Source organism: Nonomuraea sp. B5E05, assembly GCF_039880665.1.
Taxonomy (GTDB): Bacteria; Actinomycetota; Actinomycetes; order Streptosporangiales; family Streptosporangiaceae; genus Nonomuraea.
The window spans coordinates 22,948-42,610 of sequence record NZ_JBDPMJ010000008.1 but is presented as its reverse complement, the minus strand read 5'-3'; the positions used below and the strand labels follow the sequence as shown (position 1 = coordinate 42,610).

Here is a 19,663-nt window from a genome sequence, read left to right as displayed (position 1 = left end):
GGTGTCCCGCGGGCACGTGGTCATGAGTCGGACATCTCGGCGATCTGCCCAGGCGAGTCCGCCCAGAAGTTCTTCTTCAGCGCGTCGTAGGTGTACTTGACGTCGCCGACCTTGCTCTTGAGCAGCTTCGACGCGTTCTCCGGCGTCGCCAGTTCCTGCTTGAGGTAGAAGTCGCGCTGGGCGTGCGACAGCTTCTGCGGGTCGACGTCTCCGACCATCGCGGCGTAGGCCAGCCCGAACGTCACGGCGCCCTGGAGATATCCGTCGACGCGCATCGAGGTGAGCATGTCGCCGCGGACGATCGAGGCGAGCGCGTCGGCCGACCCGTCCGATCCGGTGACCTTGACCCGGGAGTTCAGGTTGTGGGCTCGGAGCGCCTCGACGGCGCCCAGGGCCATGCCGTCGTTGGCGGCCCACACGCCGTCGATCTGCTCGCCGTACTTGCCGATCCAGGTCTCGGTGATGGTCTGGCCCTTCGTCTGGTCCCAGTTGCCCACCTGCGAGTCCAGCAGCTTGACGTCCGGGTGCTTGGCGAGGGCCTTCTTCAGGCCGGCGATGCGTCCCTTGGCCGAGGGATTGTCGGGCACGCCGTTGAGGGCGACGATGTTGCCCTTGCCCCCGAAGCTCTCGAACAGCGCCTCCGCGCTCTTCTCCCCGGACTCGACGCCGTCGTACGCCTGGTGGGCCACCCAGCAGCCGCCGCCGAAGTCCCAGGGGTGGATCTCCGCGGGCCGGTTCCACAGCGTGAGGATGCGCGCTCCGGAGTTCGCCGCCATCTGCACGAGGGGCTTGGTGAACGCCGTGGAGGCCGGGTCCAGCACGATAGCGGTGTCCTTCCCGCCGGCCGCCAGGAGACCGGTGAAGGTGTTGAGGTGCTTCTGGCCGTCGAAGTTGCTCTCGTAGGCCTTGACGTTGCTCTCGGGGACGCCCGCCGACTTGGCCACGGCCTTCGCGCCCTGGATGAACTCCTGCGAGTAGGTGCTCGAGAACGCCCCGACGCCGAGATAGATCTTCACGTTCTTCGGATCCGACGGCGTGGCGCAGGAGCCGCCGGCGGCGGTACCCGATCCTCCAGGTCCGCTGCTACAGGCGGGCACGAACAAGGCGAAGGCCGCGGCGAGCCCCATGACCGTCGTACGACGCGAACGGCTGGAGGTTTCGGACATGTCTGTCTCCTTCGATGAACGTCATACAGCCGCGGCCGGAGAGCCGGGTCGATGAGGTGGCCGGATGAGGGGCTCAGCGCCGTGTCACTGTGGCGGCCTGTCGGCAACGCCGTACGGCGGATGTATGAGAAAACCGTGGCGTTCGCCGCGAAGTGGGGCCAACTGTATGCAGTTTGAAGAAGACGTGTCAACGATGTGACGGGGAATTTGTCCGTTTACGCACCCGACACCTCGGAGCTCGCGGCATAACCTACTGTCATCAGCGATGCTCTGTCCCGAAACCTGGGCGCCCTCATCCGGCACGGCGGCGCCGGCCGCGGACCGTTGACCGGCTGAAGATGAAGATGCATACAGTTTGCGCCTGCTGAGTCGATGCCCGGCATCCAGGGACCGGCCGCGGGACCGATCCGGCGCCGCCGGCGAGAGCGGCCCTCACGGGGTCGCAGCCGCCCGTGGGGCCTCGATCTGCATGCGCATTCAATGACGCCCTGGGCTATCATGAGCGCGCTGATGACCTATCGCAGGGTGTGCGGCGGGGGCACCGAGAAGGGGGCGTCATGGCGCAGTCGCCGGCACCCGGTGGCCGGCGGGCCGCGAAAGGCAAGGCCGGCGGCTCTGCCCCGCAACGAGCGAGACCTGTCACCAGCTACGACGTCGCCGCCCTGGCCGGGGTGGCGCAGCCGACCGTGTCGCGGGCGCTGCGCGGCGGCAGCGTCTCCGAGGAGACCCGGTCACGGGTCCTGGCCGCCGCCGAGCGCCTCGGTTACGTGCCGAGAGACGCGGGGCGCAGCCTTGCGACCCAGCGCACCCACCGCATCGGCCTGGTGGTGGCCGACCTGCGCAACTTCTTCTATCTCGGCGTTCTGACGGCCTTCGAGCAACGGCTGGCGGAGGCCGGATTCCAGGTGACGCTCTTCCGCGAGGCCGACGACGCCACCCTGCTCGCCCGGCTGTCGTCGGGCGGCATCGACGGGGTCGCGCTGACGTCGCTCACCCTGCACTCCTCCCTCCCCCGGGAGCTGCGCGAGCGCGGAATCCCGACCGTGCTGCTCAACCGCGAGAGCGCGCATCCCGACGTGGACGCCTGCGTCTCCGACAACATCCGCGGCTCGCGCATGGTCGCCGAACGCCTGGTCGAGCTGGGCCATCGCCGCATCGGCGCCATCTTCGGCCCGGCCGAAACGAGCACCGGGCGCGACCGCGCGCGAGGGTTCCGCGACGCCCTCGCGGAGGCGGGCGTCGCGCTCCATCCGGCCGCCTGCCGCGAGGTGCCGTACACCCATGAGGCCGGCCACTCGGCCCTGGTGGAGATCCTTGGCGCATCGCCCGCGCCGACCGCCGTGTTCTGCGCCAACGACGTCCTCGCCATCGGCGCGCTGAACGCCGCGAAGGCGCGCGGCGTCGACGTGCCGCGCGACCTCACCGTCATCGGTTACGACGACATGGACATGTCGTCGTGGGAGATCATCGACCTCACCACCGTCCACCAGGACATCGACACGATGGCGCGCACGGCCGCCGAACTCCTCGTCTCCCGCGTGGAAGGCGCCGACGAGGACCTCCGGCGGGTGGTGGTGCCACCGCGGCTGGTCATCCGGTCGACCGACGCCCCGGTGCGGGCCGGCTGAGGCAGCCCCGCACCCGGGTCGTCACCCGCCCGCCGCCCGCAGGCCCAGGTCGCTGAGCCAACCCGGCGTGCCGTCCTGTGCGGCGGCGCGAATGTCGCCGGATCGGGCGTGCCCCTCGAAAAGCTCCACCCGCGACGCCCGGCCGCAGATCCGGCCCAGCTCCGCACTGGTGGCGGGGTCGACGACCTCCTGGTAGGTGACGGTCTTGAGATATTTGCCCACCCACAGGCCGCCCGTGTAGTTCGCGGCGCCGCGGGTCGGCAGCACGTGGTTGGTGCCGATCACCTTGTCGCCGTAGGAGACGCACGTGCCCTCGCCCAGAAACAACGCACCGTAGTTGTGCAGGCGGGTCAGCGCGTCACGGGGAGCGGCCGTCAGCACCTGCACGTGCTCGGAGGCGAACGAGTCGGCGATCGCCCACGCCTCGTCGATGTCCGCCGCCACGATCACCTGGCCGTGGTCGCGCCACGCGGGCCCGGCGAAGTCCCTGGTCGGCATCTCCGGCAGGATGCGCTCGATCGTGTCGATGACCTGGCGGCCCAGGGACTCGGACGTGGTGACGAGCACCGCCGGCGAGTCGGGGCCGTGCTCGGCCTGACTGAGCAGGTCGACCGCGACCGTCACCGGGTCGGCGCTCTCGTCGGCGATGACGAGGATCTCGGTCGGCCCGGCGATCAGGTCGATGCCCACGGCTCCGAAGAGCTGGCGCTTGGCCTCGGCCACGTACGCGTTGCCCGGGCCGGCGATCAGGTCGACCCGGCCGATCGTCTCAGTCCCCATGGCCAGGGCCGCGACGGCCTGGACGCCTCCGAGGAGGTAGATCTCGTCGGCGCCGGCCAGCGACATGGCCGCGACGGTCGCCGCCGGGACCTCGCCCCGGATCGGCGGGGTGCACGCGACGACCCGGGGCACGCCCGCGACCTTGGCCGTGACGATCGTCATGTGGGCGGAGGCGACGAGCGGATACCGCCCGCCGGGCACGTACGCGCCGGATGCGCTGATCGGGATGTTCTTCTGCCCGAGGTGCACTCCGGGAAGCGTCTCGACCTCGAAATCCGTGATCGACTCCCGCTGTCTCTGAGCGAAGCCGCGCACCTGCGCCTGCACGAACGCGATGTCCTCGATCACCTGCGGGTCGACGCCGGCGACGATCTCCTCGATCTGCTCGGCCGACAGCCGGAAGGACGCGGGAGACCACTGGTCGAACTTCTCCGAATAGCGGCGTACGGCGTCGTCGCCGTTCTGCCGGATGTCGGCGATGACCGTGGCCACCGTCTCGCGTACCTGCTCGCTGACCTCCGCCAGGTCTGTTGTGGTGGGCACCGCGCTTTTCAGGACAGCCGACACGTCCGTTCCTCCTTGGGTTCGCTTCGTCACTGACGCCCCACGTAGAGGACGCGAGAATGAGCTCAAGAGTGCATTGCATGCGCATGCATTGTCAAGGCACGCCCAAGACGATCGCCCCGCCGGTAAGGGCACGGGCAAGCGGAGACAGCATGGTGAACGGCGGTTATCAGCGCGTCCAGTCGCTTGGCATCCGGATGCATACCCGAGGGAAGGGGGGCGCGCGCCCGGCCAGGGAGGGCCCGCCCACCGCTGTCACCGACGAAGAAACGGCGGCCCCGTGACGGGACCGCCGAGCCGAGCCTGCCAGGCTGACGGCGCGCGGCCCGGGCCGCGCGCCATCGCGCGTCAGAAGTCGAACTGGTCGATGTTGGAGGCGTCGAAGGTGAACGGCGGCCCGAGGATGACCTCGCCGTTCTCGCCGATCGTGCGCTCCCCCAGTTTGCCCGCCTTGAACGTCTCCCCCTCGGCCCCGGTGATCTGCCCCGACACCAGCGCCGCCGCCGCGTACGACGCGAGATAACCCAGGTCCTTCGGGTTCCACAGGGCGAACTTCTCCACCGTCTTGTCCTTGACGAACTGCCGCATCTGGTTGGGCGTGCCCAGGCCGGTCAGCACGACCTTGCCCTTGTACTTCGAACCCGAGATGTAGCGGGCCGCGGCCGAGACGCCGACCGTGGTGGGCGAGATGATGCCCTTCAGGTTGGGATAGGCCTGCAGGAGGCCCTGCGTCTCGGTGAAGGACTTCTGGTCGTCGTCGTCCCCGTAGGCGACCTTGACCAGCTTCATGTCCTTGTACTCCGGCTTGGCCAGCTCCTCCTTCATGAACTCGATCCAGGTGTTCTGGTTCGTCGCGTTGGCCGTGGCCGACAGGATGGCGATCTCGCCCTTGTGGTCGATCATCTCCGCGAGCAGCTGCACCTGGCTGCGGCCGACCTCTTCTGAGCTGGCCTGGTTGATGAACAGGTCGCGGCACTGCGGCGCCGCGTCCGAGTCGTACGACACGATCTTGATGCCCTTGGCGCGGGCCTGCTGGAGCGGGCCGCAGACGGCGTTGGCGTCGTTGGCGGCGATGAGGATGGCGTCGTGGCCCTGCTGGGTCAGCGTGTTGATGTAGGAGATCTGGGACGACGCCGACGCGTCGGACGGGCCGACCTCCTTGGCCTCGCCCTTGAACTCCTTGGCCGCCTCGATCCCGGCCTCGTCGACGATCACTTCGTACGGGTTGTTGATCTGTTTCGGCAGGAACGCCAGCTTGATGCCCTCCTTGAGCGGCGCGTCGGGGTTCGCCGAGGCGGCGGCAGAGGAGGCGGGGGCCTCCTGGGGAGCGGCGGTGACGGACGATCTCGTGGTGCCGCCGCAGGCCGCCACGCCGAGGACGAGCAGCGTGGCGACGGCGGTGAGGCGCATCGGGGTCATGGTGTTCCTTTCAGGGCCGGCCTGATGAGGGAGACGAGGCGCGGGGTGAGCACCGACACGATGAGGAGAAGCCCGGTGACGATCGACTGGATCTCCGTCGACACGTCGCCGAGCATCAGCAGGTTGCGGAGCAACCCGATGAGCAGCACGCCGGCGATGACCCCGCCCAGCGTGCCCTTGCCGCCGTCGAAGTCGACCCCGCCGAGCAGGACGGCCGCGATGACGGCGAGCTCGATGCCCAGGCCGTTGTCGGCGCGGGCGGAGCCGTACCTGAGGGTGAAGACGACCCCGGCGAACGCCGCGACCGTGCCGGAGACGACGAAGAGGAGGAGCTTGATGCGCTTGACCCGGATGCCGGAGAAGAACGCGACCTGCTCCTGCGCCCCGATGGCGTAGAGCGAACGGCCGAAGCCGGTGGAGTGCAGCACCACTCCGACGATGACGGCGAGCAGGATGAACAGCGCGATCGGGTACGGGATCGGCGTGCCGGGCACGTCGTCCACGGCCAGCGCGACGTAGCCGGGCGGGAACTGGGCGATCGCCTTGTCGCCGAGCACCACGTACGCCAGGCCACGGTAGAGGGCGAGCGTGCCGATCGTGACGGCCAGCGAGGGCAGGCCGAGCCGGGTCACGAGCAGCCCGTTGACCAGCCCGCAGACGGCGCCGACGAGCACCACGAGCGGGATGATCGTCTCGATGGCCATACCGCCTTCCCACATGGCGCCGACGAGCGCGCTCGACAGGCCGAGCACGGAGGCGACCGACAGGTCCACCTCGGCGGCCACCACCAGCATGGTCATGGCCAGCGCGATGAGCGCGATCTCGCCCAGGTCGCTCAGCGCGAACGACAGGTTGCCGGTGGTCGCGAAGCCAGGGGTGGTGAAAGAACCCGCCACGAACACGGCGACCAGCAGCGACGCCACCAGGACGTCCCACCGCAGGACCCGGCCCATCGCGAAACGGCCGCCTGCTTGCTCAGCCATGACGGCTCCTGTTCCTGAGCAGGCGGGCCACCCTCATGGCCAGCACCCGGTCGACGCTGATGGCGAGCAGGAGCAGCGCGCCGGTGATGGCCTGCTGCCAGAAGGGGTTGACGCGGAGCACCACCAGGGCGCTGCCGATCGTGGTGAGCAGCAGCGCGCCGAGGGCCGCCCCGTAGACGCTGCCGACCCCGCCGGTGATCGCGACGCCGCCCACCACGACCGCGCTGATCACGATGAGTTCCCAGCCGTTGGCCGAGTCGCCGATGACCGTCCCGAACCTGGCCAGCCAGAGCACGCCCGCCAGCCCGGCCAGGCAGCCGCTGACGAGGTAGGCGGTCAGGACGCGGCGGCGCACCGGCACGCCGGCCAGCCTGGCCGCCTCAGGGCTGGAGCCGATGGCGTAGAACTCCCGGCCGCTCGGGTAGGAGCGCAGGTAGTAGCCGATCAGCACCATGACCACGAGCGTGATGAGCGGCAGGTACGGGACACCCAGCACCGACCCGTTGCCGAGCGACAGCAGCGCGGGCGGCAGGTCGACGGCGTTGATCTGCCGGCCGTGCGCGATGTAGTGGTCGACCCCCTGGATCACGTAGAGCGTGCCGAGCGTCACGACCAGGGCCGGGACCCGGCAGAAGCTGACGAGGAGCCCGTTGAGCAGGCCGCAGGCCGCGCCGATGGCGATCCCGAACACGACGCCGGGCACCAGGCCCCAGCCGCTCGCGAGCACGTCGGCGGTGACGAACGCGACCAGCCCCACCACGGAGCCGACGGACAGGTCGAGGTTGCGGGTGATGACCACGACCGACTGCCCGACGGCCAGCAGGGCGAGGATCGCGGTGTTGAGCAGGATGTCCTCGATGCCCTGCCCGGACAGGAAGTTGGGGTTGACCGCGCCGGTCACGCCGATGAGCAGGGCCAGGGCGATGACCAGGCTCAGCTCGCGGGCCCTGAACACCAGGTCGACCAGGCTCCTGGCGCTGCGCCCTCCGGGGGCCTGCTCGGACGGCGCGGCCACCGTGCTGGTGGGCCCGGTCACGCGGCCCTCCCTGTCGCGGCGCTCATCACGCTCTCCTCGGTCGCCTCGGCCCTGGGGATCTCGGCGGCCAGCCGGCCCTCGTGCATGACCAGCACCCGGTCGGCCATGCCGAGCACCTCCGGCAGCTCGGAGGAGATCATGAGGACGGCGATGCCCTGGCCGGCCAGCTCCGACAGCAGCCGGTGCACCTCCGCCTTGGTGCCCACGTCGATGCCGCGCGTCGGCTCGTCCACGATGAGCACGGACGGCTCGGTGGCCAGCCACTTGGCCAGCACCACCTTCTGCTGGTTGCCGCCGGACAGCACGCCCACCCCGTCGGCCAGCCTGGCGAACTTCAGCTGCAGCCGCAGCGCCCAGTCCCTGGCCCGGTCACGCTCGGCCCTGCGGGAGATCGTCGGGCCGCGGCGCAGCTCGCGCAGGCCGGTCAGCCCGATGTTGCGCTCGATCGACAGGTCCATGACGAGCCCCTGCTGGCGGCGGTCCTCGGGCACCAGGGCCAGCCCCGCGTTCATGGCGGCCGTGGGGCTGCCCGCGGGCAGCGTGACGCCGTCCACCGTGACGGACCCGGCGTCCCAGCGGTCGATGCCGAAGACGGCCCTGGCCACCTCGCTGCGGCCGGCGCCGACCAGCCCCGCCAGGGCGATGATCTCGCCCCTGCGCACCTCGAAGGACACGTCGGTGAACACGCCCTCGCGGGTCAGCCGCTCGACCTTCAGCGCGACCTCGCCGACGGCCGCCTCCTCCTTGGGGAAGAGCGTGGCGACCTCGCGGCCCACCATGCGGCGGATGAGGTCGTCGTGCGTGAGACCCTCGACGGGCTCGCTGGCGATCCAGGCGCCGTCGCGCAGGGTCGTGACCCGCTGGCACAGGGTGAAGATCTCGTCCAGCCGGTGGGAGATGAACAGCAGGGCGCAGCCCTGCTCGCGCAGCGCCTGCGCGACCGAGAACAGCCGGGTCACCTCGTGGCCGGAGAGCGCGGCCGTCGGCTCGTCCATGATCAGCACGCGGGCGTCCCTGGAGATCGCCTTGGCGATCTCGACGAGCTGCTGGTCGGCGATGGACAACCCGCGCGAGGGCTGCTCGGGGTCGAGGGCCACGCCGAGCCGCCCGAACAGCTCGCTGGTCCGCGCGTGCATGGACCTGCGATCGATGCGGCCGAGGCCGCGCCGGGGCTGGCGGCCCATGAAGATGTTCTCGGCCACGGACAGGTCGGGGAAGAGGGTCGGCTCCTGGTAGATGACGGCCACGCCCGCCTGCTGGGCGTCGGCCGGTCCGGCGAGGTCGACCGGCTCGCCGCCGAGCAGCACCTGGCCGCTGTCGGGGCGATGCACCCCGGCCAGCGTCTTGACCAGGGTGGACTTGCCGGCGCCGTTCTCCCCCGCGAGCCCGTGCGTCTCGCCGGCGAACAACTCGATGGAGACGTCGCGCAGCGCGCGCACGGCGCCGAACGACTTGCTGACGTTCGCCAGGGCCAGCGTGGGGGGAGCGCCCATCCATCCTCCCGACAACAAACGTTTTAACGGGTGGCTGTCCGGAATCTAGGCGCTGTGTCCAGCGAGCGTCAATGCCTTGCTCCAAGGTATGGCGGCATTGTGATTGCTACGTTTTAATCACGTCCGGGACCTGGCGGAACACGGGCCCGCCGCCGGCTTCGACCGGGCGGCGCCGCGAGCCGGCACGCCTCGCGGCGATACCGGCCGGGCGACATGCCGTGCTCCCGCTTGAAGGCGTTGGCGAACGCGTACTCCGAACCGTAGCCGACCCGGGCGGCGATCTCCCCCAGCACCGCGTCCGACTCCCGCATGAGCCGGGCCGCCAGGGCCAGGCGCCACCAGGTCAGGTAGGTGAGCGGCGGCTGCCCCACCAGCGCCGCGAACCGCCGGGCGAAGGCCGACCTCGACAGGCCCGCCCGTTCGCCCATCTCCCGGACGGTCCACGGATGCGCCGGATCCCGGTGCACGGCGTCGAGCACGGCGCTGATCCCCGGATCGGCCAGGGCCGCCGCCCAGCCGCCGACCTGGCAGCGCCCCGGCTCCCCGGCGAAGCAGGCCCGCAGGATGTAGAGCAGGAGCATGTCAAGGAGCGACGTCACGATCGTGTCGGCGCCACCGCCCGGCCGCTGGACCTCCGTGCTCAGCAGGCCGATCGCGGCACCCAACTCGGCGTCCCGGCCGAGCGCCCCCGGCAGGTGCACCAGGTCGGGCAGGTCGGCCAGGATGGGGTGGGCGCGGCTCGTGTCGAACCGGTAACCACCGCACAGCAGCACCGTCGCCGCGCCCGTGCCGCCGAACGAGTCCGCGGCGAACAGGCCGAGCTCATCCTCCAGCGGGTCGCACGCGGGCTCGGCCGGCGGGGTGGACGCCGGGTCGGCCATGGCGTAGCCGTGCCCGCGCGGGAAGAAGAGCACGTCGCCCGCCGACAGCGCGATCGGCTCGCCGTCCGGTGGGATCAGCCGGCCGGTCCCCTCCAGGACGACCTGGAACCCGGCCGAGCCGGGGACCGTCGGGAACCGCTGGCCCCAGGGTGCGTGCCACGCGACGCGGGCCGCCCGGGGGCGCCCGGTGCGCATGAGCGCGATCACGTCACTGAGCACGTCCATAACCCTGGAGTGTAAGACGATGACGTATGAAATATGCGCCGATGAAGCATTGGATGTCTCGATGGGCGCTTCTACGGTTGCTGGCGACGGAAGGAGCGCTCTATGGGTGCGGTTCTGGTCACCGGGGCGACCGGCACGGTCGGCAGCCAGGTGGCGAAGCAGTTGCGGGCGGCAGGCGCCGAGGTCACGGCCCTGACGAGGGACCCTGCGGGGCGCCGTACGGGTGATCTCAAAGACCCCGGATCGTTGCCTCTCGACGGGGTGGAGTCGGTGTTCCTGGTGTGGCCGTTCGCGACGGCCGAGGGCGCGCGGGCGGTGGTCGACGTGCTCGCCGCGCGCGCCCGCCGCATGGTCTACCTCTCCTCCGCCGCGGCCCGCGAGCACGAACGCGAGATCGAGCGGCTGATCGAGGAGTCCGGGCTGGAGTGGACGTTCCTGCGCCCGCACGCCTTCGCGGCCAACGCGCTGCGGTGGGCCAGGCGGCTCAGGGCCGGAATCGTGCGCGCACCCTACGGCCGGGCCGCCATGGCTCCGGTGCACGAGCGGGACATCGCGGCAGTCGCCGTACGGGCATTGCTGGAGGACGGCCACCATGGCGCCTCCTACGTGCTGACCGGCCCTGAGCCGATCACCCAGGCCGGCCAGGTGGGCGTGCTCGCCGAGATCACCGGATTCCCGGCGCGCTGGGAGGAGGTCCCGCCGCACCATGCCCGCGCGGAGCTCCTGGCCGAGGGATGGCCCCCGACCGCCGTGGACGAGGCCCTCCAGGCCCAGGCCGCCCTGGTGACCGCCCCGCTCCCGGTCACGCGGACGGTCGAGGAGGTCACGCGGAGCGCCGCCCGCACGTTCCGCGAGTGGGCCGCGGAGCACGCCACGGCCTTCCGCGCCGCCCCTGTCCCGGCCGGCACCATGCGCGCCGCCCGGATCCACGAGTTCGGCGGCCCGTCGGTGATCCGGCACGACCGGATCCCGGTGCCGCGGCCCGGCCCGGGGGAGGTGCTGATCGAGGTGGCGGCCACGTCGTTCAATCCGGCCGAGGTCGGCCTGCGCTCCGGCCTGCTGACCGAGGTCTTCGGCACGAGCCTGCCGCGCACCCTTGGCTGGGACGTCTCCGGCACCGTGCTCGAGATCGGCGCGGACGTCACCGGCCTGGCTCCGGGCGACCGCGTGTTCGGCCAGGTGGACGGCGCCGCGGCCGAGTACGTGACCGCGCCCGCGGACCTGCTGGCCAGAGCCCCGGAGAGCATCCCGCTCGCCCACGCGGCCACCATCCCGGTGGCCGGGCTCACCGCCTGGCAGGCGGTCCACGAACACGCCCGCATCACCGGGGGACAGCGCGTGCTGATCAACGGCGCGGGCGGCGGCGTCGGCATGTTCGCCGTCCAGTTCGCCCGGCTGGCGGGCGCGGTCGTGACGGCCACGGCGAGCCCGCGCAGCGCGGCGGCGGTCAAGGGATACGGCGCCGATGAGGTGATCGACTACACCGCCACGCCGCTGCCCGACGGCATGGACGTGCTGCTGAACCTGGCCGCCGTCCCTCCGCCGGCCGCCGCCGCGCTGGCCCGGCTCGGGCGCACGGTGGTCACGATCGCCACCCCGATCGAGGGGGGCACACACTTCGTGACCCGCAACGACCCCGGCCGGCTCGCTCAGCTGGCGGCCCTGGTGGACCGGGGAGACCTGGTCGCCGGCCCGTCCGAGTGCCACCCGCTGGCGGCGCTGGCGGAGATCCACCGCAGGGCGGAATCGGGGCAAACCCGCGGAAAGATCGTCATCACACCGGTCTGAAGTGCCGCAGGACCTCCGGGTTGGCCATGGCGTCGGGGTTGGCCGCCTGCTCGACGGGCGCGCCGAGCAGGATCTTGCGTACGGGCACCTCGAGCTTCTTGCCCGACAGCGTGCGCGGGATGCCCGGCACGGCGTGGATCTCGTTGGGCACGTGGCGGGGCGACAACTCCTTGCGGAGGGCGTCGCAGAGGGCCCGCTGGAGCGGCTCGGTCAGCTCGGCCCCTTCGGCGAGCGTGACGTACAGCAGCAGCCGCCCCTCCTGGCCGAGCTGGCCGGTGTCAATCACGAGGCTGTCGGCGACCTCCTCGAACCGCTCGACGACCCGGTAGAACTCGCTGGTGCCCATGCGGACGCCGCCGCGGTTGAGCGTCGAGTCGGAGCGGCCGTAGATCACGCAGCTGCCGTCCTCGTTGATCTTGATCCAGTCGCCGTGCCGCCACACGCCGGGGTAGACGTCGAAGTAGCTGCCGAAATAGCGCTCGCCCGACGGGTCGTTCCAGAACTTCACCGGCATCGACGGCATAGGCCGGGTCACCACCAGCTCGCCCACCTCGCCGACGACCGGCTTGCCCGCGGGGTCGTACGACTCCACCTTCGCCCCCAGCGACCGGCACGGGATGATGCCGGCCCTGACCGGGTGGAGCACGGTGGCTCCGACGAAGCCCGTGCACACGTCGGTGCCGCCGGAGAACGACCCTAGCGGGATGCCGGGCAGCTCGGCGGCCAGCCACGCGAACCCCTCGGGCGGCAGCGGCGACCCGGTCGAGCCGACGCCGCGCAGTTTCTCCAGCCCTTCCGGATGAAGGCCGGCCTTCTGCGAGGCCATGATGTAGGGCGCCCCGACCCCGAAGTAGGTCACGTTCTCGGAGTCGGCGATCCGCCACAGCGCCGCCGCCGACGGATAGGTGGCCGAGCCGTCGTACAACACCGGCGTGGCCCCCACCAGCAGGGCGCCGATGAGGTAGTTCCACATCATCCAGCCCGTCGTGGTGTACCAGAAGAACACCTCGCCCTCACCCATGTCCTGGTGGAAGGTGAGCGACTTGAGGTGCTCCAGCACGACGCCGCCGTGCCCGTGCACGATCGGCTTGGGCAGCCCGGTCGTGCCGCTGGAGTAGAGGATCCACAGCGGATGGTCGAAGGGCACCCGCTCGAACTCCAGCGGACCCTCCTCGGCGCGCAGCCCCTCCCAGCCGATCACCTCGCCGTGCGGCGGCTCCGTGGCGTGCGCGGGCGCCGGCTCGGCGTGTTGCGGCGCCCGTCCCTCCTCGACCGCCGCCAGGTAGGGGATCCACACGGTCGCGCGCAGCGAGGGCAGCGCGGCGGCGATCTCGTTGACGGCGGCTGAGCGGTCGTAGCTCTTGCCGTTGTAGTGGTAGCCGTCGACCGCGATGAGCACCTTGGGCTCGATCTGCGTGAACCGGTCGACCACGCTCGGCACGCCGAAGTCGGGCGAGCCCGCCGACCAGATCGCGCCCAGCGAGGCGGTGGCCAGGAAGGCGATGAGGGCCTGCGGGATGTTGGGCACGTAGGCGGCCACCCGGTCGCTGCGCCCGACGCCCAGGCGGCGCAGCCCCGTCCGCACGCGGGCGACCTCTTCGCGCAGCTCGGCGTGGGTCATCTCCTGGCGGGCGCCGTCCTCCGAGACGAACACCAGGGCTGCGCCCCCGGCCCGCGGGCGCAGCGCGTTCTCGGCGTAGTTGAGAGTGCTGCCGGCGAACCACGTGACGCCGGGCATCGTGCCGGACAACACCGGCCCGTCGCCGCGCTCGCCGATCACGTCGAAGTAGTCCCAGATCGACGTCCAGAACTCCTCGGGGTTGTCGACGGACCACCGCCACGCGTCCTCGTAGTCGGCGGGGCGCCCCAGCCACTCCAGGTAGCGGGTCAGCCTGGCCGATGCGACGACCTCTTCACTCGGCTCCCAGACAAGCTCGCCCTCAGCAACCATGTGTCCCATCCTGTCGCTTGATCAACGGAAAGTCATACCCGGACTTCCCCACAAGTTGCTACTTCCTCAGGTGGTCCACCGCCATACGCGCGGCCGTGCCGATCACCGCGTCGGCGCGCGGCTGGTTGAGCGCGGTGCTGAAGGAGCGGGTGAACACGGCCACCGCGTAGCGCCTGCCGTCGGGATATTCGACGACGCCCGACTCGGTGCGCAACGTCGGGGCCGTGCCGGTCTTGCCGCTGACGGCGACGTCGTCGTACGGGAAGCCGGAGGCCAGCCGGTGCGGCCAGACCTGCTTGTTGAGCGCCGCGCGCATCCAGGCGCACGACTCGGCCGAGGCCGCCTCGTCCCGCCAGATCAGCGCGAACAACTCCGCCATCTCGCGCGAGGTGCTCCGGTTGGTCCGCTCGGGGTCGAGCGCGCTCAGGCGGGCGATGTCGTCGGGATCGACGAACGGCCACGGGTGGCCGGCGTCCTCGCGCATGCTGTCGTTGAACTCCTGGCAACTCTGCAGGACACGCGTGCCGTGCAGCCCCAGCGCCGCCAGCATCGTGTTGACCGCCTCGCGCCCGACCCTGGCCAGCAGCACGTCGGCGGAGCCGTTGTCGCTCACCGCGATCATCAGGTACGCCATGTCGCGCAGCGAGAGCGTCACCTCGTCCAGCATCGCCGAGATGCCTGTCGGCCCCGACGACCGGCCGGCCGCCGGCACGGTCATCCGGCCTGCGGGGTCGAGCAGCCCGGCGTCGGCCTGCCGGCAGAACTCCACCAGCAGCGGCACCTTGAACATCGACGCCGTGGGCAGCGGCACGTCGGCCCCGTGACCGATCTCCCGGCCCGAGTCGACGTCGACGGCGTGCAGCCAGCCGTTCACGCCGGCCGCCCTGAACAGGGCGTCGAAGTCGGGCGTGCTCACGTGCCCTCCTTCACCGGCCGCGTCAGCGGGTCGCGTCCGCGTCTCATGCCAGCATCCCCGGCCTGCGGCTGATCCGCCGTGCGGGTACGGCGCCCTCGTCCGTCATCCCCGCTCTCTCCTTCAATGTCCGTACGGCCACGGCGGAGAACTCGCCGATCAGGTCGTTGCCGGACGCCGTCGCCATGCGCCAGGCCGTGGAGACCCTGGACATGATCGGCGAGCCTAGCAGCGGCCGCCAGGCCAGCCCCGGGAGCTCTGCCTTCGGCCCGAACGCCACCGCCGCCCCGGCAAGGACCAGCCCGAGCCCGGCGCCCTCATGCACCTGCGCGGGGACGAAGCCGTGGCGCCGGCATTCCGACAACACCTCGGCGTGCAGCCCCGGCTCGCCCACCTTGGGCGGCATCACCAGCTCGCGTCCTGCCAGGTCGGCCAGGTGCACCTCGCCGACGGCGGTCAGCGGGTCGCCCTCGGCCAGCAGCGCGCCCTGCGCCTGCACGAGGACCCGGCCGTACTCCAGGCCGGGCGCGGAGACCGGATGGCGGACCAGGCCGACGTCGATCGTGCCCTCCGCCAGCGCCGTCACCTGGTCGGCGGTCCAGATCTCGGCGGGCGCGAGACGTACTTCCGGCTTGATCTCGCGGAAACCGGCGACGAGAGCGGCGATCGCGGCGGCGGCCAGGTCGGGCGGGACGCCGACCTTCAGCACCGTGCCCTGGCCCTGCCTGGCCAGCTCGTGCAGCCGATCCACCCTGGTCACGATCTCGCGGGCCTCGCCCAGCAGCAGCCGGCCCGCCTCGGTGAGCCTGACCTGGCGGGCCGAGCGGTCGAACAGCCGCACGCCGAGCTCCTCCTCCAGGCGCTTGATGCGCTGGCTGAGCGGCGGCTGCGCCATGCCGAGCCGGATCGCGGCGTTGCCGAAGTGGAGTTCCTCCGCGACCACGGTGAAGTAGCGGAGGTGCCGGACAAGGTCCATGAGCAGCAACTATAGCCAGATATATATCCTTTGAGCGGTCATATCAGTATTGGACATCCGCGATCCCGCTCTGGTGTCCTCTCCGTCATGGCACCACAAATGGGGACAAACTATGCCTACCTGCGGCCTGAGCAACCGCCGCGGCGCCGGAGCCGGCGATGGCTGTGGATCGTGGCGGGGCTGCTCGTCCCGGTCGTCGCGGCCGGCGGCGTCATCTGGGCGCTGCGTACGGAGGGCTCGCCGGAGCGGACGGCCGACGAATACCTCGCGGCCTGGTCAGGCCAGGACTACGCGGCGATGCGGGAGCTGGTCGTCGACCCGCCCGCCGACTTCGAGCGCCGGCACCGGCGCTTCCTCGCCGACCTCAAGGCGACCCGGGCCGGCTTCCACCGACCCGAGCCGACAGGCGTCTTCGCCCGCTCGGCCGCCGACGGCGACGGCGTCGTCGGCTTCGTCGCACAGCTGACCGGGGAACACGACTGGCGCTACAGCGGGGCGCTCAAACTCGTCGAAAGCGGCCGTTCCTGGAAAGTGGCCTGGACCCCCGCCGCCCTGCATCCCCTGCTGAAGCAGGGCCGCTCGCTGCGGGTCGTCACGGAGCAGGGCGACGCCCCTCCGGTCGTGGCCGCCGACGGCACCACCATCAGCACCCCCGACGCGCCCGGCTCCGTGCAGCAGCTCGTCGAAGGGATCAAGCAGACCCTTCCCGACCGCTTCAAGGTGCCGGAACGCTCCAGAATCGACTTGTACGAAGGGGACAAGGTCCTCCAGACGGTCGTGAAACCCGCCGGGAAGCGGCCGGTGCGGACCACGATCGACCTGAAGGTGCACCGAGCGGGGGCCCGGGCGCTCGAAGGCGTGTCCAAGCCCCGCTCGCTGGTGGCCCTGCGGGCCTCGACCGGGGAGATCCTCGCGGCGATCAACGCGCCCGGCGGGTTCAACCGGGCCCTGCTCGGCAAATATCCGCCGGGCTCGACCTTCAAGGTCGTGACGGCCTCCGCCCTGGTCGCCGACGGGACCGAGCCGAGCGAGAAGGTCGCCTGCCCCGCCGAGCGGAACATCGGCGGCTTCCCGTTCCACAACGCGGGTTACGAGGACTTCGGCACGCTGTCGTTCCGTGACGCGTTCGCGCATTCGTGCAACACCACCTTCGGCGAGCTCGCCGTGGCCGAACTGAACGGCGGCCGGCTGGGCGAGGTCGCCGGCAGCTTCGGCTTCGGCATCCCGATCACGCCCGGCGTGCCCGCCGTACGGGCGGAGTTCCCCGATCCGAAGGACGACACCGACCTCGCCTCCGCCGCCATCGGGCAGGGCAGGGTGCTGGCGAGCCCGCTGAACATGGCGTCCGTCGCCGCGGCCATCGCCTCCGGCGCGTACGTCCCGCCCAGGCTCGTCAAGGACGAGCACATCCCCGGCGCGCAACCGTCCCGGCCTCGCCCGCTGGAGCGAGGGGTGGTGGCGGCGCTGCGCAAGCTCATGCCCGCCGTCGTCACCGACGGCACCGCCCACGCCGTACGGTTCCCGGCCGGCACGGCGGGCAAGACCGGCACCGCGGAGTACGGCTCCGGCAAGGAACCGCCCGCGCACTCCTGGTTCATCGGCTACAAGGGGGACCTGGCGTTCGCGGTGGTCGTCGAGGGCGGCGGCGCGGGCAACGCGGTGGCGGCCCCGATCGCGGCCCGCTTCCTCGACGCTCTGCCCTGACCCCCGAGGTGCGGGCCGGCCGGCATCGCGATCGAGAGGGAGGTCAGCCGGCTTTGCGGTCGAGAGGGGACGTGAGGCCGGCGACCGCGGCCACCACCTCCGAGGCGTTGGACAGGTCGGGCAGCACGATGTCGGCGCCAGCCTCGCTGAGCTCGGCCGCCGTCGACCGCCCGGAGGCGACCCCGATCATGGCCGCGCCGCCGATCTTGGCGGCCTGCACGTCACGCGTGGAGTCGCCGATCACCACGGTGTTGGCCGCGGTGAACGGCACCCCGAGTCGCTGCTTGGCCCGCGACTGCGCGACCTGCAGCAGCGTCGCCTTGGGATAGACCTCCTCGCCGTAGCCGCCGAGCTCGAAGTCGATGTACTTGTCCAGCTTGAACGCCTTGAGCTTGTGCACGGCGTTGCTCTTGATCGTGCCGGTCAGCACCGTCTGGACCACGCCGTCGAGCTTGGACACCGACTTGAGCGCGTCTTTCGACCCGGGCATCATCCGGCCCTGCTCGGCCAGCCGCCCGCGCCGGTCGGCGAAGGCCATGGCCAGCGCCGCCAGGAACTTGGGCAGGTGGGCGTCCTCGGCCTGGACGCCGTTGACGGCCAGCGTCTCGAAGACGATCTCGGAGTCGGGGCGGCCCAGCGGGGGGACGAGCTTGACCAGCGGTCGCCCGGTCACGAGGCGGAACGCCTCGGCGTAGGCGTCCCTGGTCACGATGGCGACGTCGACCAGGGTCAGGTCGACGTTCCAGAGCACAAGGCGGTTGATGGCGGCCTCCTGAGGGGGGTGATCCCTGCCAAGGGTACGGCCGCCACCGGGCTCAAGGCCCGCGCCCGGGCGATTTTCGTATGCCCCGAGCATGCCCGAGCATGCCCGAGCATGGCCGAGCATGGCCGAGCATGGCCGAGCATGGCCGGAGCGCTGTCTAGGCGTGGTCGAGGGCGTCGGCGAGAGTGTCGACCACCGGCAGACCGGTGCTTTCGAGCTCGGCCCTGGTCGTCATGCCGCCGGTGTAGAGCACCGCCCTGGCTCCCACGTGCTTGGCGGCGAGCCCGTCGTCCACGCTGTCGCCGATCACCAGAATGTCGCCGGGATCGATGCCGAGCGCCGCGATGTGCGCGGTCATGTGGGCCGCCTTCTCGCCGCCGGTCAGCCCGAGCAGCCCGTCGATCCTGGTGAAGTGCCGGGTGATGCCGAACGAGTCGACCTTGGGCACCAGATGGGCGTGCGGCGCCATCGAGCAGAGCGACTGCGTGCCCGTCCAGCTGGAGAGCACGACCTCGGCGCCGGCGGCGAGCCGGCAGCTGTCGCACAACCGGTAGTAGTGCTCGTGGAACCCTTCGTCGAGCAGCTGCCACTCGCCCTCGGTCAGCGGGCGGCCGAGCAGGCGCTCGTAGGCGAGCCAAACCGGGCGCGTGTAGACCGCGCGGAATCCGTCGGCGGTCATCGCAGGCAGGTCGTACGGCTTGAAGACTTCGTTGGTGGCTTCGACCACGGCGTCAAGATCGTGGAAGAGGGTGCCGTTCCAATCCCAAACGATGTGTTTTGTCATGTCATGACCAGCATAGTGGCCCGCCTTGACATTCCACGGGATGCGCGGAGGCCACAGGCCGTCCGGCCGCGGCCTCCGCGCGCATGCCTCAGCGGCAGGCCTTGCCGGTCATGCCGGAGCCGTTCTGGCCGCCCCGGCCGCCGTTCCACTTCACGGTGGCGCTTCCCCAGGCGCACATGTTGTTCGCCCAGATCATGTCGCCCCAGTGGCGGCCCCCGTTGCCGGCCTTGTAGGAGAAGGTGTCGTAGCGCCCGTCTCTGGCGTAGACCTTGATGGTGCCGCTCATGCTGGAGCCGACCTTGATCTCGGTCCAGTTGGTCTTGCACTTGCCGGACCACATCAGCTTGATGGTCCCGACCGGGCCGTTGGCGCGGCTCGTGATCTTCGCGGACTTCACCACGCGGGCCGAGTTACCGCAGCCCGACTTGTAGGGGTCCTGGTGGTCGTACGGCTTGGCTGCCTGGGCGTTCGCGGGAGAGCCTGCGAAGAGGGCCGCCGCCGCTACCGCCCCCGTAACGACAGCCACAACTCGAAGCTTCACTGAGAACCGACTCCTTTGAGTAAAGAACAGTGCTGAGTCGGGACAATAGCGAGTAAAGTCACGGACCG

At 70.9% G+C, this 19,663-nt stretch carries 16 protein-coding genes; 3 read left to right on the top strand and 13 right to left on the bottom strand.

The window, feature by feature from the left end; all coding sequences use genetic code 11:
• Positions 1-20: 20 nt before the first annotated feature.
• Positions 21-1,166, bottom strand: coding sequence for a sugar ABC transporter substrate-binding protein (locus ABGB01_RS16735; protein WP_347774257.1), 1,146 nt, complete (start codon positions 1,164-1,166; stop codon positions 21-23).
• A gap of 557 nt (positions 1,167-1,723) precedes the next feature.
• Between ABGB01_RS16735 and ABGB01_RS16730 the strand changes: the two genes are divergently transcribed.
• The gene (locus ABGB01_RS16730) at positions 1,724-2,794 is read left to right on the top strand and encodes a LacI family DNA-binding transcriptional regulator (protein ID WP_347774256.1); all 1,071 of its coding nucleotides are present in this window, start codon (positions 1,724-1,726) and stop codon (positions 2,792-2,794) included.
• Positions 2,795-2,815: 21 nt separating this feature from the next.
• On the opposite strand, the gene hisD is transcribed toward ABGB01_RS16730, so the two are convergent.
• The 6 genes from hisD to ABGB01_RS16700 all read right to left on the bottom strand — a co-directional run bounded on the left by hisD (position 2,816) and on the right by ABGB01_RS16700 (position 10,175).
• A complete protein-coding gene (gene hisD, locus ABGB01_RS16725) occupies positions 2,816-4,141 on the bottom strand; it encodes a histidinol dehydrogenase (protein WP_347774255.1) in 1,326 nt (441 codons plus the stop codon).
• A 345-nt stretch (positions 4,142-4,486) separates the two neighbouring features.
• On the bottom strand, positions 4,487-5,557 hold the full coding sequence (gene rhaS, locus ABGB01_RS16720) for a rhamnose ABC transporter substrate-binding protein (RefSeq protein WP_347774254.1): 1,071 nt from the start codon (positions 5,555-5,557) through the stop codon (positions 4,487-4,489).
• Entirely contained in the window at positions 5,554-6,540 is a 987-nt protein-coding gene (locus ABGB01_RS16715; protein ID WP_347774253.1) for an ABC transporter permease, read from the bottom strand. Before ABGB01_RS16715 ends, rhaS begins: the two co-directional genes overlap by 4 nt.
• On the bottom strand, positions 6,533-7,576 hold the full coding sequence (locus ABGB01_RS16710; RefSeq protein WP_347774252.1) for an ABC transporter permease: 1,044 nt from the start codon (positions 7,574-7,576) through the stop codon (positions 6,533-6,535). The genes ABGB01_RS16715 and ABGB01_RS16710 overlap by 8 nt, the downstream gene beginning before the upstream one ends.
• Complete coding sequence (locus tag ABGB01_RS16705) at positions 7,573-9,069, bottom strand: sugar ABC transporter ATP-binding protein (RefSeq protein ID WP_347774251.1); 1,497 nt, start codon at positions 9,067-9,069, stop codon at positions 7,573-7,575. Before ABGB01_RS16705 ends, ABGB01_RS16710 begins: the two co-directional genes overlap by 4 nt.
• Positions 9,070-9,182: 113 nt before the next feature.
• A complete protein-coding gene (locus ABGB01_RS16700) occupies positions 9,183-10,175 on the bottom strand; it encodes an AraC family transcriptional regulator (RefSeq protein WP_347774250.1) in 993 nt (330 codons plus the stop codon).
• Positions 10,176-10,277: 102 nt separating this feature from the next.
• On the opposite strand from ABGB01_RS16700, the gene ABGB01_RS16695 reads away from it, so the two are divergent.
• Entirely contained in the window at positions 10,278-11,963 is a 1,686-nt protein-coding gene (locus ABGB01_RS16695) for a zinc-binding dehydrogenase (protein ID WP_347774248.1), read from the top strand.
• Here the strand turns inward: ABGB01_RS16695 and ABGB01_RS16690 are convergent.
• Genes ABGB01_RS16690 through ABGB01_RS16680 form a run of 3 tightly spaced genes read right to left on the bottom strand, consistent with a single transcriptional unit; the run spans position 11,950 to position 15,803 of the window.
• Positions 11,950-13,914: an acetoacetate--CoA ligase gene (locus ABGB01_RS16690; protein WP_347774246.1), complete on the bottom strand. Its 1,965-nt coding sequence runs from the start codon at positions 13,912-13,914 to the stop codon at positions 11,950-11,952. The genes ABGB01_RS16695 and ABGB01_RS16690 overlap by 14 nt on opposite strands.
• A gap of 58 nt (positions 13,915-13,972) precedes the next feature.
• Complete coding sequence (locus ABGB01_RS16685; protein ID WP_347774244.1) at positions 13,973-14,830, bottom strand: serine hydrolase; 858 nt, start codon at positions 14,828-14,830, stop codon at positions 13,973-13,975.
• 43 nt (positions 14,831-14,873) lie between these two features.
• Positions 14,874-15,803 carry a LysR family transcriptional regulator gene (locus tag ABGB01_RS16680; RefSeq protein WP_347774243.1) on the bottom strand — a complete coding sequence of 310 codons (930 nt, stop codon included), beginning with the start codon at positions 15,801-15,803 and terminating at the stop codon, positions 14,874-14,876.
• A gap of 99 nt (positions 15,804-15,902) precedes the next feature.
• Between ABGB01_RS16680 and ABGB01_RS16675 the strand changes: the two genes are divergently transcribed.
• The gene (locus tag ABGB01_RS16675) at positions 15,903-17,507 is read left to right on the top strand and encodes a penicillin-binding transpeptidase domain-containing protein (RefSeq protein WP_347774242.1); all 1,605 of its coding nucleotides are present in this window, start codon (positions 15,903-15,905) and stop codon (positions 17,505-17,507) included.
• A gap of 43 nt (positions 17,508-17,550) precedes the next feature.
• Here the strand turns inward: ABGB01_RS16675 and ABGB01_RS16670 are convergent, their stop codons facing one another.
• From ABGB01_RS16670 to ABGB01_RS16660, 3 genes are all read right to left on the bottom strand, one after another.
• Positions 17,551-18,258, bottom strand: coding sequence for a haloacid dehalogenase-like hydrolase (locus ABGB01_RS16670; RefSeq protein WP_347774240.1), 708 nt, complete (start codon positions 18,256-18,258; stop codon positions 17,551-17,553).
• 169 nt (positions 18,259-18,427) lie between these two features.
• On the bottom strand, positions 18,428-19,054 hold the full coding sequence (locus ABGB01_RS16665; protein ID WP_347774238.1) for an HAD hydrolase-like protein: 627 nt from the start codon (positions 19,052-19,054) through the stop codon (positions 18,428-18,430).
• Between the two features lie 88 nt (positions 19,055-19,142).
• Positions 19,143-19,580, bottom strand: coding sequence for a DUF2690 domain-containing protein (locus ABGB01_RS16660; protein WP_347774237.1), 438 nt, complete (start codon positions 19,578-19,580; stop codon positions 19,143-19,145).
• Positions 19,581-19,663: the final 83 nt, after the last annotated feature.

Bases quoted from the DNA above. Each gene is read 5' to 3' on its own strand.
- ABGB01_RS16705 (WP_347774251.1), bottom strand. From the start codon at position 9,069: ATGGGCGCTCCCCCCACGCTGGCCCTGGCGAACGTCAGCAAGTCGTTC.
- ABGB01_RS16735 (WP_347774257.1), bottom strand. From the start codon at position 1,166: ATGTCCGAAACCTCCAGCCGTTCGCGTCGTACGACGGTCATGGGGCTC.
- ABGB01_RS16675 (WP_347774242.1), top strand. From the start codon at position 15,903: ATGGGGACAAACTATGCCTACCTGCGGCCTGAGCAACCGCCGCGGCGC.
- ABGB01_RS16680 (WP_347774243.1), bottom strand. From the start codon at position 15,803: ATGGACCTTGTCCGGCACCTCCGCTACTTCACCGTGGTCGCGGAGGAA.
- ABGB01_RS16690 (WP_347774246.1), bottom strand. From the start codon at position 13,914: ATGGTTGCTGAGGGCGAGCTTGTCTGGGAGCCGAGTGAAGAGGTCGTC.
- ABGB01_RS16700 (WP_347774250.1), bottom strand. From the start codon at position 10,175: ATGGACGTGCTCAGTGACGTGATCGCGCTCATGCGCACCGGGCGCCCC.
- ABGB01_RS16665 (WP_347774238.1), bottom strand. From the start codon at position 19,054: ATGACAAAACACATCGTTTGGGATTGGAACGGCACCCTCTTCCACGAT.
- ABGB01_RS16715 (WP_347774253.1), bottom strand. From the start codon at position 6,540: ATGGCTGAGCAAGCAGGCGGCCGTTTCGCGATGGGCCGGGTCCTGCGG.
- rhaS (WP_347774254.1), bottom strand. From the start codon at position 5,557: ATGACCCCGATGCGCCTCACCGCCGTCGCCACGCTGCTCGTCCTCGGC.
- ABGB01_RS16730 (WP_347774256.1), top strand. From the start codon at position 1,724: ATGGCGCAGTCGCCGGCACCCGGTGGCCGGCGGGCCGCGAAAGGCAAG.
- ABGB01_RS16695 (WP_347774248.1), top strand. From the start codon at position 10,278: ATGGGTGCGGTTCTGGTCACCGGGGCGACCGGCACGGTCGGCAGCCAG.